Annotated in this window: 12 protein-coding genes and 1 other RNA gene; 5 read left to right on the forward strand and 8 right to left on the reverse strand. The window is 60.2% G+C overall.

The window, feature by feature from the left end:
* Positions 1 to 8 precede the first annotated feature (8 nt).
* Together obgE and proB are read left to right on the forward strand one after the other, a co-directional pair.
* A complete protein-coding gene (gene obgE / locus AAID99_RS06420) occupies positions 9 to 1,028 on the forward strand; it encodes a GTPase ObgE (protein WP_188427010.1) in 1,020 nt (339 codons plus the stop codon).
* Positions 1,025 to 2,143 carry a glutamate 5-kinase gene (proB, locus tag AAID99_RS06425; protein ID WP_498493451.1) on the forward strand — a complete coding sequence of 373 codons (1,119 nt, stop codon included), beginning with the start codon at positions 1,025 to 1,027 and terminating at the stop codon, positions 2,141 to 2,143. Before obgE ends, proB begins: the two co-directional genes overlap by 4 nt.
* A 68-nt stretch (positions 2,144 to 2,211) precedes the next feature.
* Here the strand turns inward: proB and AAID99_RS06430 are convergent, their stop codons facing one another.
* The 7 genes from AAID99_RS06430 to AAID99_RS06460 form a co-directional block, all read right to left on the reverse strand.
* Positions 2,212 to 3,288 carry an SDR family NAD(P)-dependent oxidoreductase gene (locus AAID99_RS06430; RefSeq protein ID WP_498493452.1) on the reverse strand — a complete coding sequence of 359 codons (1,077 nt, stop codon included), beginning with the start codon at positions 3,286 to 3,288 and terminating at the stop codon, positions 2,212 to 2,214.
* Between the two features lie 255 nt (positions 3,289 to 3,543).
* The gene (locus AAID99_RS06435) at positions 3,544 to 4,359 is read right to left on the reverse strand and encodes a hypothetical protein (protein ID WP_498493453.1); all 816 of its coding nucleotides are present in this window, start codon (positions 4,357 to 4,359) and stop codon (positions 3,544 to 3,546) included.
* A 66-nt stretch (positions 4,360 to 4,425) separates the two neighbouring features.
* Positions 4,426 to 5,661 carry a histidine-type phosphatase gene (locus AAID99_RS06440; RefSeq protein ID WP_498493454.1) on the reverse strand — a complete coding sequence of 412 codons (1,236 nt, stop codon included), beginning with the start codon at positions 5,659 to 5,661 and terminating at the stop codon, positions 4,426 to 4,428.
* A 9-nt stretch (positions 5,662 to 5,670) separates the two neighbouring features.
* Positions 5,671 to 8,214 (reverse strand): TonB-dependent receptor, encoded by a 2,544-nt coding sequence (locus AAID99_RS06445; protein WP_498493455.1) that lies wholly within the window; start codon positions 8,212 to 8,214, stop codon positions 5,671 to 5,673.
* 93 nt (positions 8,215 to 8,307) lie between these two features.
* The gene (locus AAID99_RS06450) at positions 8,308 to 9,183 is read right to left on the reverse strand and encodes a FecR family protein (RefSeq protein WP_498493456.1); all 876 of its coding nucleotides are present in this window, start codon (positions 9,181 to 9,183) and stop codon (positions 8,308 to 8,310) included.
* Positions 9,180 to 9,680 carry an RNA polymerase sigma factor gene (locus AAID99_RS06455; RefSeq protein WP_188427020.1) on the reverse strand — a complete coding sequence of 167 codons (501 nt, stop codon included), beginning with the start codon at positions 9,678 to 9,680 and terminating at the stop codon, positions 9,180 to 9,182. The genes AAID99_RS06450 and AAID99_RS06455 overlap by 4 nt, the downstream gene beginning before the upstream one ends.
* A 146-nt stretch (positions 9,681 to 9,826) precedes the next feature.
* Complete coding sequence (locus AAID99_RS06460; protein ID WP_051395789.1) at positions 9,827 to 10,126, reverse strand: DUF2312 domain-containing protein; 300 nt, start codon at positions 10,124 to 10,126, stop codon at positions 9,827 to 9,829.
* 241 nt (positions 10,127 to 10,367) lie between these two features.
* On the opposite strand from AAID99_RS06460, the gene zwf reads away from it, so the two are divergent.
* On the forward strand, positions 10,368 to 11,837 hold the full coding sequence (gene zwf / locus AAID99_RS06465; RefSeq protein ID WP_188427021.1) for a glucose-6-phosphate dehydrogenase: 1,470 nt from the start codon (positions 10,368 to 10,370) through the stop codon (positions 11,835 to 11,837).
* Positions 11,838 to 11,846: 9 nt separating this feature from the next.
* On the forward strand, positions 11,847 to 12,320 hold the full coding sequence (locus tag AAID99_RS06470; RefSeq protein ID WP_188427022.1) for a hypothetical protein: 474 nt from the start codon (positions 11,847 to 11,849) through the stop codon (positions 12,318 to 12,320).
* A 32-nt stretch (positions 12,321 to 12,352) separates the two neighbouring features.
* On the opposite strand, the gene AAID99_RS06475 is transcribed toward AAID99_RS06470, so the two are convergent.
* Complete coding sequence (locus AAID99_RS06475; RefSeq protein WP_188427023.1) at positions 12,353 to 13,345, reverse strand: alpha/beta hydrolase; 993 nt, start codon at positions 13,343 to 13,345, stop codon at positions 12,353 to 12,355.
* Between the two features lie 582 nt (positions 13,346 to 13,927).
* Between AAID99_RS06475 and rnpB the strand changes: the two genes are divergently transcribed.
* Positions 13,928 to 14,326: RNase P RNA component class A (rnpB, locus tag AAID99_RS06480), an RNA gene on the forward strand.
* Positions 14,327 to 14,604: the final 278 nt, after the last annotated feature.

Raw genomic sequence — 14,604 nt, forward strand, 5'->3', positions numbered from 1 at the left:
GACAGACGATGAAATTCCTCGACCAGGCCAAGATCTATGTACGCTCCGGCGATGGCGGGGATGGTGTCGTCGCGTTTCGTCGTGAAAAATATGTCGAGTTCGGCGGCCCTGACGGCGGTAATGGCGGCCGCGGCGGCGACATCATTTTCCGCGCCGTACCCAATCTGAACACATTGATCGATTTCCGCTACACGCAGCATTTTCGTGCCCGCAAGGGCGGCAATGGGGCGGGCTCCGACCGAACCGGCGCCAAGGCTGAGACCGTCATCATCAATGTGCCGATCGGCACCCAGATTTTCGACGATGACCGCGAGACCATGCTGGCCGATCTCGACGAGGACGGCAAGGAAGTGCTGCTCTGCAAGGGTGGCGATGGCGGATTCGGCAATGCGAACTTCAAGACCAGCACCAATCGTGCCCCTCGCCGCGCAGACAAGGGCTGGCCGGGCGAGGAACGCTGGGTGTGGCTGCGCCTGAAACTGATTGCCGATGTCGGGCTCGTAGGTCTGCCGAATGCAGGCAAATCCACCCTGCTCTCGGTCTGCTCGCGCGCCAAGCCCAAGATTGCCGATTACCCGTTCACGACGCTGCATCCCCAGCTCGGTGTCGTGCGTCTTTCGGCGACCGAGGAATTTGTCATTGCCGATATTCCGGGCCTTATCGAGGGCGCGAGTGAAGGCGCTGGCCTGGGCGACCGCTTTCTGGGCCATGTCGAACGCTGCGCGATGCTCATCCATCTTCTGGATGGCACCGAGAGCCAGCTGGTCAAGAACTACCGCATGATCAGAAACGAGCTTGCCGCCTATGATGAAACCCTGGCCGAAAAGCCGGAGATCATCGTGCTCAACAAATGCGATGCCCTGACAAAGACCCAGATTACCGCCAAGAAAAAGGCGCTCGCCAAGGCGTCTGACGCTGAAGTGTTCACCTTGTCGGCAGCAACGCATGAGGGGCTGGCAGAGCTGCTGCGTCTGGTGCAGGATCGCGTCACCCAATACCGTCTGGAAGAACGCGAGACCTCTCTGTGACCAATCGACTGGCTGAAGCACGCTGCGTTGTCATCAAGATCGGCTCTGCCCTTCTTGTCGATGCCAAGAACGCCGAGCTTCGCCATCACTGGTTGAGCACAGTCTGCGAAGATATTGCGAGGCTGCGCGCTCAGGGAACCGACGTTGTTGTGGTGTCCTCCGGCGCCATCGCCCTTGCCAGGGTGCGTCTGGGTCTCATCGGGCGCAGGCTACGTCTGGACGAAAAGCAGGCGGCAGCCAGCGTCGGTCAGATCCAACTCGCTCAGGCCTGGAGCGCAGCCCTTGCCCTACAGAATCTTACGGCAGGGCAATTGCTGCTCACACCCGGCGATACGGAAGACCGTGAACGTCATCTGAACGCGCGTGCGACGTTGCGCACATTGCTCGATCTCGGCTGCGTGCCTGTCATCAACGAAAATGACGCCATTGCCACGACAGAAATACGCTTCGGCGATAATGACCGTCTGGCGGCACGTGTGGCGCAGATGATCGGCGCTGATACGCTGGTTCTGCTTTCGGATATCGACGGTCTCTATACAGCCGACCCGCGCCTCGACCCGACAGCCGAACATCTGCCGGTCGTCGACGCGCTGACGGAAACGATCATGGCCATGGGCGGTGCGCCGCCACCGGGCTACTCCTCCGGCGGCATGCATACCAAATTGCTGGCGGCCCAGATCGCAACCCGGGCAGGCGCCCGCATGGCCATCGCCTCGGGCCTTTCGCCCCATCCTATCAGCACCCTTCTGGATGACGGCCGCTGCACCTGGTTTCTTGCGTCTGAAGATGCTGGCTCCGCCCGCAAACGCTGGCTTGCCAGCGCTTTGCAGACCAAGGGGCGTGTCACGGTCGATCAGGGTGCCGCGCGCGCCCTGCTCAATGGCAGTTCGCTGCTGCCTGCAGGCGTCAAGGCCATCGAAGGCGTCTTCGCTCAAGGCGAACTGGTGGTCATCCTCGACGAGGAAGGCCATGAGATCGGGCGTGGGCTGACGGCCTATGATGCCGAAGATTCCCGCAAGATCGCGGGGCATCGCTCCGAGGATATCACGCGCTGCCTCGGCCATAGCGGCCGCGATGAACTGATCCATCGCGACGATCTGGTTCTGATCCGCTGAAATCTCCTACGCGAGAGATCAGACAGCCTTAGAAAAGAAGGCAAAGGGAGCGCAAACGCTCCCTGCCCTCAGGTCATGAGCGCGCTGTCGCCGCCATTCACCTCGAACTCGGCTCCCGTCGTCAGGGCAGATGCGTCCGATGCCAGAAAAACGGCGATTGGCGAGATATCCTCGGGACGCAGCCAGCCGACAGGCTGAACCTCACTTCTGGCACGGTCACGCCAGGCCTGGGCCGCTGTTACGTCGCCCTTGACCTTGTGATGGGCCTGCTGCTCGACGGCGGCGAGACGCTGCGGATTAAGCGTGAGTGCCGTGCCGACAAGCCCGGGGATAATGGCGTTCACCGTCATGCCATATGGCGCGAATTCCATCGCCGCAGACTTCATGAGACCGATCAGCCCCCATTTCGAGGCCGAATAGCTGGCACCGTTCCTGGTTCCGTGCCGCCCCTGCATGGAAGAGACGATCAGTACCCTGCCCCCATGGCGGTCGATCATATGCGGTACGAAGGCGCGCAACGTACGCGACGTGCCATTGAGATTATTCTCGATCTGGTCGTCCCAGTCGGCATCGTCCATTTCCAGAAGCGGCTTCCAGCCCTGGATGGCCGCATTGGCGACCAGAATATCGATCCTGCCAAAATGTGCGATAACCTGTTCCGCTGCCGCACGCAGTGCCGCGATCTGCCGGATATCGGCCTTGATCGCCATGGCATTGCGACCGAATGCCCTGATCTGACGCACGGTCTCCTCAAGCTCGTCACCACTGGCGGGCACCGCATCGGCTACAGGACTGACCGGGCCAGCAATATCGAGAGCCACCACGTCAGCACCATTGGCCGCATATTCGACGGCAATGGCGCGCCCGATGCCACGAGCCGCGCCAGTCACCACAGCAACGCGCCCGGCAAGCTGCGAGCCGCGCCCCTGCTTGATGGGACCCGCGGTGAAAGCCGGTGGTGGTTCGGGGAGTGGCCCCAGAGGGCCTATGGCAGGTTTTTTCTGACCGACTGCCGCGACGGCACTTCTGATGGTGCCCGCTGTCATGAGGGCCGCGCCACCGACGAGCAATGATCGTCTCGGTCGCACGTGGTCGGCTTCATGCACCTCTTTAAGGCAGGTTTGCTGGTCCAATTTGCGGGTCATGTTGTTGTGACTCCTTCACCTCACCACTGGGATGGGTGTCGATATACTATGACACAAATCCAGGGGAGAGGGACCGCGTCCCAGCTTGTTTCTGCCGCGCAATCTCTCGTGACCAGCCGATGGTACGAGGCCCAGACTGGACGGGAATTTTCCGGCTATCGCCAGCCCGATTTAAAAAATGGTTTCAATTCCGCACGTTAAGGTGACCTGCCGCGCCGTTATCCTGAAGGATGGCACCCGCGGAGACGGCTGCCTTCAGGGGCGCGGCGGCCATCTCAGGGTCGGCTCCGAGCGCACGCGACGCGCGCCAGCCTCTTCTGCCTGCCTGAGACGCTCTGCCTCTGCGGCGGCACTGCGCGGGGCCATTTCCTGCCGCTGCACCCTCAGGCGCCAGGCATCGTCCTGATCCTGCACCTCATTTCGCGATGGGCCGGTATTTCCCTGATCCTGCGCCACTGGCGGCCTTGGGGGGCGAGGTGCCTCGCGCTGTGGCGGCGGATCGAAATGGGTCGGCCTCAGAATGCGGTGCACGCTCTCCTGAGCCCCGGACTCCGCATAGCTGTAATCGTCACGGGCCTCGGGCAAGGGCGCCGGACGCTCCCGGCGCTCCTCAAACCCGCCATCGCGCGGTGCCTCACGCACGGAAGGGACCTCTTTTGCGACGGGTTCAGGGCGTGGCGTCGGAACGCTGTCATGCATCGTTCGCTGGGCCGCCTGACGGCTTGCCTCAGAGGACCAGGGCATGGGTTCAGCCATGCGTGACGGCTCCGGCGCGCGGGAAACCGGCGTCACGACAGGCGCTGCCGGCTCGATGGGGGCAGAGCTTCTTCGGGGCGGGGCATAGACAGGCTCGCCCGACGGCCCCGTCTCGCTGCCACCCTGCGCGAGACGCATCGCGATGATTCGCAATTCGGCGCGTACCTCGTTGAGCTGCAACTCGACCTCTTCCAGCCTTGGTTTCACGCCAAAGATGGAAAACGGCATGAGGATGAACATAAGCCCCAGCCCCAGCAGGATAAAACCTGCCAGAAACTGCATCCAGAGCGGAAGGGAGAGAAGCGCTGTCGTCATAATCTGCGATCTATGCGAATTTCAGCGACTCCGCCAAGTGGAGAGTTGTACCTGAGACGTTCTCTTTTACTCCACAGGCATAGGCGCAGGCTTTACCGACACCATCATGGCGCCTCCATGGGCCTCATCAAGGCCGCCGCCATTGCGCAAGGCAGCCAGCGACTGGTGAAATATGACGACCCGATATAGCGCATGGCCAGCGTGATCGCGCCAGCGCTCGAAGGCAAGGGTCGTATCCGGTGCGGTGCGATCCGGCTGATCGGCAAAGGACCAGCCGAGCCCATAACGCGCAGCCAGTGCATCGAGCGTGGTGTCATGCCCGGCAAAGGCCAGAAACCGCGTTTCCCGCGGCACGATCGACCCATCGGAAAGCGTCACGCTATCTCCGCTCAGAAACCGGTCGATTACGTCAGCCATGAGCCGCGATTTTTCCTTCACCAGCGTGCCCCGTCGGCGCGTCAGATCGGAAAGATAGTCATGCACTGGCAGGGCACGTCTCAGAAGCTCCGGTGCAAGAGCCTGTGCCCAGCGCGGGCCCGCATTTTCTCGGCCCTGCACATAAACGAGCAGGATATTCTCAGCCACAGACGCTGCCAGTGTCGGGCCACCTTCCAGAACCGCCCTGCCCTTTTTCTCGCCAATCGTCAAAGGTGTCGAAAAACACGGTGAGGTTCCGCCGCTGCATCCCTCGGGGGCAATCAAGTCCTGAAGAACCCTCAGGCCCTGATCGACAAATTGAGGGCGTGCTTTAACGTCATCACGCTGAAAAGACGCGGCTTCGGCAGCAAGGATTGCCCGGTTTCTGGAGATGAATTCTGGCGTGACCGCGTCAAACAGCGGATCATGCATGGCCGGAGACAGAGACCGTGCCATGAGATGCTGCGCCGGAACGAGAGTTTCAGCCATGATCTGCCCGCTCTGACGCGTGCGATCATCGGCGGAATCTGCCCATATCACGGGCGCTGCCTTGCTCAGGCACGGGCCCTGATGCCTGGCGCAGGCCAGATCGTAATGAAGGGCGACATCCTGCATCAGACGCCCAAGCGTTACCCGGCCATGTTCGGTCAGCTGCCCCGGTGCAACAGGCCAGGCAGGCCAAGCAACACCTGTTTCCTTCTCAAGGGCCTCAGGCCCATGCGTCGGGCTTCGAATGCCATGCCGCGCGACAAGCACGACACGTTCAAGAACCGCATGACTAGGGAGCGAAGCTGAAGAGAAACTGACCGTCCCGGCCGAGGCTGGACCGGCGAAACCGAGACCCAGCGAGGCAAGACAGGCAGCAAATAAAAGCGTCTTCGTCATGACTTTTCCTCAGGGCAGCGTCACGGTCAGGTTGAAGAACACGCTGCGCCCTGCCAGCCGCCAGTAGAGCGGTGCGCCATCGGGATAACCCGCACTCGCTGCCGACTGATTGCCTGCAAAATCGCTGATGGCGCGATTATTGAACAGATTGGCAATCTTGAGGCTCGGCGTCACGTCGCGCATGAACCCGCCCAGCTTCTTGAAATGCCAGCCAAGTGCGAGATCGGCCGTTGTCGTGCCGCCAATGCGATACTGATTGGCAAATACCGTATTGCCCGCGCTGTCGGTCGTGCTGTCGAGCCCATAATGATTACCGACGAATTTCCCGATCAGAGACGCATACGGCCCCTTGTTGTCGTCATAGAGAATACCGAATGACGCCAGCACATTGGGTGTGGCCGCCACACGCACCGAGCTGTGCTTGTACTGGGCATCGTTCACGCTGTAATTGCCGTAGAGCGATACGCCATGGCCGAGCGCATACTGCCCCTCGACTTCAAGCCCCTTGTAGATAGCACCACCACTATTGACCGAGGTGCTCTGCGTGCCGAAACCCGGCACCTTAATCTGCGCAGATGCAATGAAATTCGAGAAATTGATGTAATAAGCATCAAAAGACAGGGTCCAGCGCTTTTGCTGCACAACCGTGCCGATCTGGTAATTCAGCGTGGTCTCGGGGCTGACATTGCCGACATTCTGCGTCTGGAACACGCTCATCGGCGGGGCAAGAAAGCCCCGGGCGATCTGGCCATAGGCGCTCCAGCCCGGCAGGATAATCTGGTTTGCCGAGATCGACGGCTGCCATGAGCTGAATTTCTGTGTCGCGTTCAGCGGTACCTTGGTCGATTTATTGATCGCGGCGTCATAGTCACGACGGAAATAGGAATATTTGATTCCCGGCTTGATGACAGTATTTTTGAAGGGCTTCCAGTCGAATTCGAGATAAGGCTGAACCGTCGTGTTGAAGTCTGAAATATCATAGCTGTACGCTGAACCATTCTTGCCGGGCACGATCATGCTGTTCTTGCTCAGATCCACGGCATAGGTATAGCGGCGGTCATCCTGCAGATCGGCCCAGGCTCCCAGCAGCACATCGCCCTGCGACGTATGCGCCTTGAAGGTGAGCGTATCGCCGTAATCGCGAAACTTCGCATCGGCATATTTGCCGGGCACATCATTCTTGTAGGTCGCAAGCTTTTTGCCACTGGCAGAATAGAGCGTCACGCCATTGGCACCTGGATCGTCAGAGCTTGCGTCGGTCGATTCCGTATAATCATGCTCGAAGCCATTGGTGTAGAGACGGTTTTCGACAGTCAGCCAGCTCAGCACCCGGCTCTTGATGTCGATGTAATCAAAATCTGCTGTGTAGGTGCTGGGTTGATAGCCGGAATAGCATTGCAGCGTCGGGTTATCGCAAAGCCCGTAATTCTTGCCGTATTGTTTATATTGCTGGAGGGTCGCCCCTTGGGTCGTGTTCTGGTTTTCCCAGTTATAGGTGGTCAGAAGGGTCAGGGTCGTGTCTTCGCCCAGCTTCGCCACATCCTTGAACAGCAGGTTATTACGACGCTCGCCCGAGCCTGTCAGATAGCCATCGGTTTCCTCATGCTGCAGATCGAGCACCATGGAGCCGAAGCGTGTCTTGCCTGAATCCACCTCGACGCCACCGGCGCGCGTGTTGAAGCTGCCATAGGTGCCATAAGGCGTGACGCCAAAATGCTGCGCCGGGGTGCGGGACTGAAACCCTATCGTCCCGCCAAAGGTGGCGTTACCAATGGTTGAGGCTGTTCCCGGCCCGCGATTGACCTGCACCTCGCCAAGAAAATGCGAGATGAACAGCGACGAGGTCGTGTGATGCAGATCGCTGGCATTACCGAACGGGATGCCGTCGAAGAGCATATTGTACTGACCATCCTGAAAGCCGCGCAGGCTCATGGTTTCGGCCTTGCCCATGCCGGGGCCGTTCGGGTTCTGCGTCCAGATGCTGGGCTGGAACTTGATGATGTCGTCCACACTTGCCAGTGGCACGATATTATTGGTGATGAAGCGCTTCTGAATGACGGAAGTCGGCTCGGTGATGGTCAGCGGCACTGTCGAGGGGGCCAGACGCTCGGCACGCCCGATAACCGTGATATGTTCCTGCCCCGTCCGGTCATCACGGGCGTCATGCCTGAAATTGCTGCCCCGCGCAGCCGACGCGATCACCACCACCCCATCGGCCTGCACATGCGCACTCAGACCTGATCCGCCCAGCGCGCGTTCAAGCGCCTTGTCGAGCGTCAGCCTGCCCTTGACCGCTGGCGCCTTGCGCCCGCGCACCTGATCGCTGGAGAACAGGATGTCGCGGCCAGACTGGCGAGCAAGCCCGGTCAGCACTTCTTCGAGCGATCCGGCAGGCTGGCTCAGGCTGAGCGTCTTTTGCGCGTCACCCTGGTTCAGAACGGCCTGCGTTCGCTCTGCCTGGGCAAAGGCCATGCCAGGCAGAGCGGTGAGGGAAAGAAGGACGACGGCAAGATTTCTGCGCTGGCATGGTGCGGCAGACGGGACACGGATCATCGGGGCAAATTCCATCAGGCTGCGGCCGGAGTGGCCGTTCCCCTGAGGGACGACGCAGGAATGCGATCCCTCACCCGTTTCGATCTCGTTTCATCAAAGCTTAACAATCTCGATCTGCGTCGGCCCGAACCTCACACGCAATGGCAGGAGATGGGCGAGCGCCTTGAAAAACCGTGCTGGGTCCTGCGTATGAAACACACCGCTGATACGCAGACACGCCAGAGAGGGGGAGAGGATCATCACGGGCCTGTCGCTGTAGCGCGCCATCTCCGCCACGGCCTGATCGAGCGGCGTATTGCGGAACAGGGCGCGGCCTTCGCGCCAGGCCATGATCTCATCAGGCCGGGCTGCCGCGACAACGCTGTGCTGTGTGAGGCGATCAAAACTCAGCGCCTGCCCCTCGCCCAGAGCCAGACGCCTCTGGCCGTGACCGCTCAGGCTCAGTCCCCCCTCGAGAACGGCAAGCTGCATGGCCCGGTCGCTGATCTCGAGCGCATAGCGCCCCCTGCCCCCCGATACCGACCAACCGCAGCAGCGAAACCCGGCCTGATCTTCTCTGAAGGCGAGCGCGTAGCGCCCATTGCCAATTGTCATCTGGTGGCGCGATGGCCCGCAGATCACGGCGCTACAGGCATCCATGTCGATATCCATTGTGTCGAGCGCGAGGTGGCGCCGCTCATGCCTGCCAGTACGGAATTCGCGCGCATCGGCGCCGGAAGGACCGAAAAGCGTCAGTGCCCCGAAAAGCGCACCGCATGACAGGGCCGCACGGCGCGATATCTTCCGCGACGATTTTTGCTCGGCAAAACTGCCCGACTTCCAGATCTGCGAGACCAGCCCATAAGCCTGATGATGGGCCTCGCTCTCGCCCAGCCAATCGGCAAACCGGGCACGATCATGATCGGAGCAGTGCTCGGAAAGCAGCCTAGCCTGCCAGCTTGCTGCCTGTTCGACCTGGTGCGGGGTCATGAAAGCCCGTCATGCATCAGGGCAAGGGCCAGATGGGCCAGCGCACGGGCAATAGATTTCTCGATGGTACTGACGCTCAGTTCGAGAGTCTTCGCGATGCGGCCATAGGTCAGCCCATCGAGCCGGTGCATCAGGAAGATGCGCGACGTCCGGGCATCGAGCGCCGCAAAAGCGACGCGCACGCGCTCAAGCTGCTCGCGTCCAAGCAACACGCGTTCGGGGCCAGGCTGGAGGCAGACAGGCTCGATACCTTCCTGCGCATCGAATGAGGAGAAACCCACACGCTTCTCGCGCCTGGCCCGATCGATGGCCAGATTGCGCGCCGTGCGCAGCACATAGGCTTCAGGATGATCGATACCTTCCACGCCGCGCTCGAAAAGATGCATGAGGGCGGTCTGGAGCAGATCATCGCTATCCGACCTGCGGTTCTGTCGCCGGATACGCTCATACAGAGACGTCCATACGGACTGTCTTAGGCACCATTCTGCCGCTGACATTTGTTACCTGCCAGAAATGAGAAACCGGGAATGCGCGGTTCATATCAATGGCAGGTCAGCTTGTCAGCGCGAGAGGTGCGCTGTCTTCAAATCTTCACAGAAACCGCGCCCTGTTGCCTGAATGCAAAGAGGCGCGGCCGTGGCCCTTACATGCCGAGTGCGCGGCGATAGATGTCGAGAAGCGTCTCCTGCTCTTCGATCTCGTTGGGCTCTTTCTTGCGCAGCTTGATGATGTTCTTGATGGTGGCAACATCGAAACCGGCCGATTTGGCTTCGCTGAAGATGTCCTTGATATCGCCTGCAAGCGCCTTGCGCTCTTCTTCGAGACGCTCAACGCGCTCGATGACGCTCCGCAGACGATCGACGGCAATACCACCGACATTCGAGTCAGGATCAGCAGCCTGACGCGCACGGCTGGCGGCGGCTTCGTCAATATCAAAAGGCATGTCAGACATGGTGACCTCGAAAGCGGGGGTTGCACGCGGCCCTTCTGGGGCCAGAGAGCCACAAGCGCCCGGGCAGACGCTTGCGAAGAGAGGCGGCTTATCGCGGCTCGACAGGGCGGGTCAACGCATATTGCGCCCGAACGCCCTGCTTTGGGGCGCGTTCTCTTTGCTACCTTTACCCCATCCGGGCCCGCATGTCATAAGACCGCACTGCCCCATCGAGAACCGGAGAGCCAGGCCGATGACCCATTGCCACCAGGTCGCCCCTTTCGATTACGTCATTTTTGGCGCCACCGGCGATTTGACCATGCGCAAATTGCTGCCCGCCCTGTATTATCGCCTGACCATGGGACAGGTGCCGGATACGGCCCGTATCATTGGCACGGCGCGCTCACCACTCAAGCGCAACGAGTATCAGACCCGTGCCCGCGACGCACTGAAGCGCTTTGTGAAGGCTGACGATTTCGACGAAGACACGGTCGATCGCTTTCTGGACATGATCCATTACGTGAGCCTTGACGGCTCCAAGCCGGATAGCAACTGGGAAGGCCTGCGCGAGGTTCTGAGCCACAAGGCAGAAGAGCATGTGCGCGTGTTCTATTACGCCACCGCTCCCGATCTGTACGGCGCCATCTCGAAGAACCTGCATAACGAAGGCCTCGTCACCGATGACAGCCGCGTTGTGCTGGAAAAGCCGATCGGCATCGATCTGAAGACGGCCGAAGAGATCAACGAAGGCGTCGGTCAATATTTCAAGGAAAGCAATGTTTTCCGCATCGACCACTATCTGGGCAAGGAAACCGTCCAGAACGTGATCGCGCTGCGCTTTGCCAACCCGCTTTTCGAAGCGGTCTGGTCGGGTGAGCATATCGAGTCCGTGCAGATCACTGCTGGCGAGCTCGTCGGTGTCGAAGGGCGCGCCGCCTATTACGACAATTCGGGTGCGCTGCGTGACATGGTGCAGAACCATCTGCTGCAGGTGCTCTGCCTCGTCGCGATGGAAAAGCCTGCCTCGCTTGAGGCCGATGACGTGCGTGACGCCAAGGTGTCGGTGCTGAAATCGCTCGTGCCTCTCGATGCGAAGACCCTGCCCACCAGCACGGTGCGCGCGCAATACACCAAGGGCCACAGCAAGGGCGCCACGGTTGAAGGCTATCTCGAAGAGCTCGGCCATGAGAGCAACACCGAGACCTATGTCGCCCTGCGTGCCGAAATCGACACCCCACGCTGGAAGAACGTGCCGTTCTACATCCGCTCGGCAAAGCGTCTGAAGGCCAAGGTCAGCGAGATCGTCGTTACCTTCAAGCCCTCGGCCACAAAGCTCTTCCCGTCTCAGCCGGAAAAGAACGTGCTCGTCATCCGCATCCAGCCGGATGAGGGCGTGTCGTGGCAGTTCAACGTCAAGAACCCGCTGGATGATGATTTCGGCCTGTGGGAAACCAATCTCGACGTGCATTTCGAGCGCGCCTTCTCCGTGCGTTATCCCGATGCCTATGAGCGCCTGCTGCTCGACGCCGTGCGCGGTTACCCTGTCCTGTTCATCCGTCGTGACGAAGTCGAGGCGGCATGGAAATGGGTTGCGCCGGTCATGGAAGCCTGGGCGAAAAATGAAGTCCCAATGGCTCATTATGCCGCCGGAAGCTGGGGCCCCGAAGAAGCCCGTCAGATGCTCGCCCGCGACGGGCAGGTCTGGCACGAAGACGTGGAATAAGGCGCTCCCTTGGCCTCAGATCCCAAAAACACCTCCCGAACCGACGCCCCCAAGCTCGGCTCGGGGCGTCGCAAGCCGCGCACGCTCAAGCAGCATCTCCTGCGCCGTCTGGTCGTGCTTGTGCCTGTCTCCCTTCTGGCCATTGTGGTCATGAAAATGGGCTGGCTCGATCAGGCAGCAGACAAGATCCAGTTCGATCGTCTCGCCTGGTTCGATAATACGAAGCTCGTCGAGCATCTGCGCGTCATGGTCACGCATAACGGCATGACCACCGTGCCCGCGAAATGCCTCGTGCCGATCATCAACGGCAATGATCCGCCAGAGGCAACGCGCGTCGATTTCATGCAGCGCAGCAATGATGGCTGCCCGGGCAAGGCGGGTACCTTCGATCGTCTGTTTACCATCAAGGTGAACAGGGCCGATCGCCTTCTTGCCACCGATCAGGGCTCGCCTGGCCGCTTCCACGCGATGGCGCAGCAATAATCAGGGAAAGCCGGGCTCTCAGCCCGGCTTTTTCATGTCGAGACCCGGCGCCCTCGACGTGCATCGTCAAAACGCTGGCGCAGGAAGCGTCCGCCCCGACGCAGTGCCCTTCTGCCATCGACCAGCGCCGCGTAGAAATTCAGAAAACCATGAATCGCGCGTGGGAAGCAGATCAGACGCACGCTCACACCAGCGTCTCTCAGCAGGCGCGTATAAAGCTCGGCCTCGCCCCGCAACGGGTCAAAGCCCGCCGTGACAATCATCGCCGGGGCAAGACCGGCGAAATCATCAGCGAAGACCGGCGCCAGATCCGGGTTGAGCATATCCTGATCGGATCGACTATATTGCCGACCGTACCATTCCAGCAGGCGTGCCGTCAGCATATAGCCCTGCCCGTAAATCTCGCGACTTGGCGGCGAGAGCAGCCCGCTGACGGTCGGGTAGTAGAGCAGCTGCGCCGCCATGCGCCCCAGCTTGTGCTCTCTGGCCCGATACGCCAGCACGGCCGCAAGATTACCCCCCGCGCTGTCGCCGCAAACCGCAACAGGCAGGCCTAGGGCCTCGGCCTGCTCATGCAGCCAGAGCAGCGCCCCCCACCCGTCATCGACCGCCGCCGGAAACGGCGCCTCTGGGGCAAGACGATAATCGAGCGACAGCACCATCGCGCCGGAATGACGCGCCAGACGGCAACAGATCCCGTGGTGCGAGACAAGATCGCAATGCACAAACCCGCCGCCATGCATGAAAAGCACAAGCCCGATAACCTCGCCTCTCGGGCGATAGAGCCGGGCAAGGCGCGTCTCGCTGCCACAGGGTACGCTGATTTCGCGCCATTCCCTGATCTGCAACGATGACAGCGCCTGCGGAAAACTCGGCATGCCCGTCATGCGACGCAGGGCCGCCAGAGATTCAGGCGTCAGGCTGGCAGGAAGCGGCAATCCGTCACGACCTTTGGCCGCTTTTTTTAGCCAGTGCAGAAAAAGGCGATAGAGCCATCCGGGACGCGAAACGGGCAAATCTGTCATGTGCCGAAGCTAGGGCCGCCTGCAGGAATTTGGCCAGAGAAATATACGTCCGGGTGAAAGCAAGACGCCCTTCCCGATCGAGGAAGTAATTCTCTGAGATCGCAGGCCTCACTCTGCCTTTCTCTCTGGTGCAGCTCCACCTGGTGCATTTTAGGACCTTGCCTAGGCGCGCCGGTCTCAGAATCTTCGTCGTACCGCTCGCCTCCCTGTCGGAACGACCCCTGCGGAGAACCTTCCACAGAGCACTAATGGGAATATTCCCCTCAATATCTCTGGGCACCGACTTTCATCATAGCGAACTGGCGAATATCTGGAGATAATCAGGAAATATTTGGAATTATTATTCCAAATCAAATGCAGGCGCAGACAAGAGCAACAACCGGTTGAAGAAAGCCACCTAACCGCGCTCCACTTCTTTTCCGGCTTACGACAGGCGACAGGCCCACGGAAAGTGGCCGGCCGCAATACGCCCCGCCAGACAGCCTTCTTCGCAGACCATTGAAAGCCCGAGAGCCACCAGCATGACATAAATTCCGTGCCAGCCGCTTGACCCCGCATCAGGCATCGGTCAGGTTGCGCCCGTCAGACGGTCGGGCGATCGCTGCTGCGTCGGTGCGAACCGGCGTGATGGAGGAAAGTCCGGGCTCCACGGGAGAACGATGCCGGCTAACGGCCGGCGGGGGCGACCCTAGGGAAAGTGCCACAGAAAACAAACCGCCTGCCCGGCTCTCGAGCTGCAGGCAAGGGTGAAACGGTGCGGTAAGAGCGCACCGCTCCTTCGGTAACGCGGGAGGCAGGGCAAACCCCATCGGGAGCAAGACCGAATAGGAATGGCGGATCCGTCTCTCACGAGATGGGATCAGAGGCTCTCCCGCCTTGTCATTCGGGTTGGTTGCGTGAGGCCGGTTGCAAGACCGGTCCCAGAGGAATGATCGCCCCGCCATTGGCGGACAGAACCCGGCTTACAGACCGTCTGACATTATTCTTCGCAAAAATCTGATGGCCTGATGCGTCGGTTTTCGAGCGCACCCGAGGGGCTGATCATTTCCATCTCGCCGCCATAACATCGTGCAATCCAGACCCAAGATTTCGCGCTTTTTACGGAAATAACAGCAAAAAATGCCCTTCCCCGACATAATCGCGCCTTAATCACCTTTTGTTCTTTGTGAATAAGATCAAGATAAAATTCGTCACGGCGCAGTCATGATTGCGACCACGCATCAAAAATGAGAACATTATAAGAACATAATATTCGGAGA

Source organism: Asaia sp. Ae19-3, assembly GCF_059801175.1.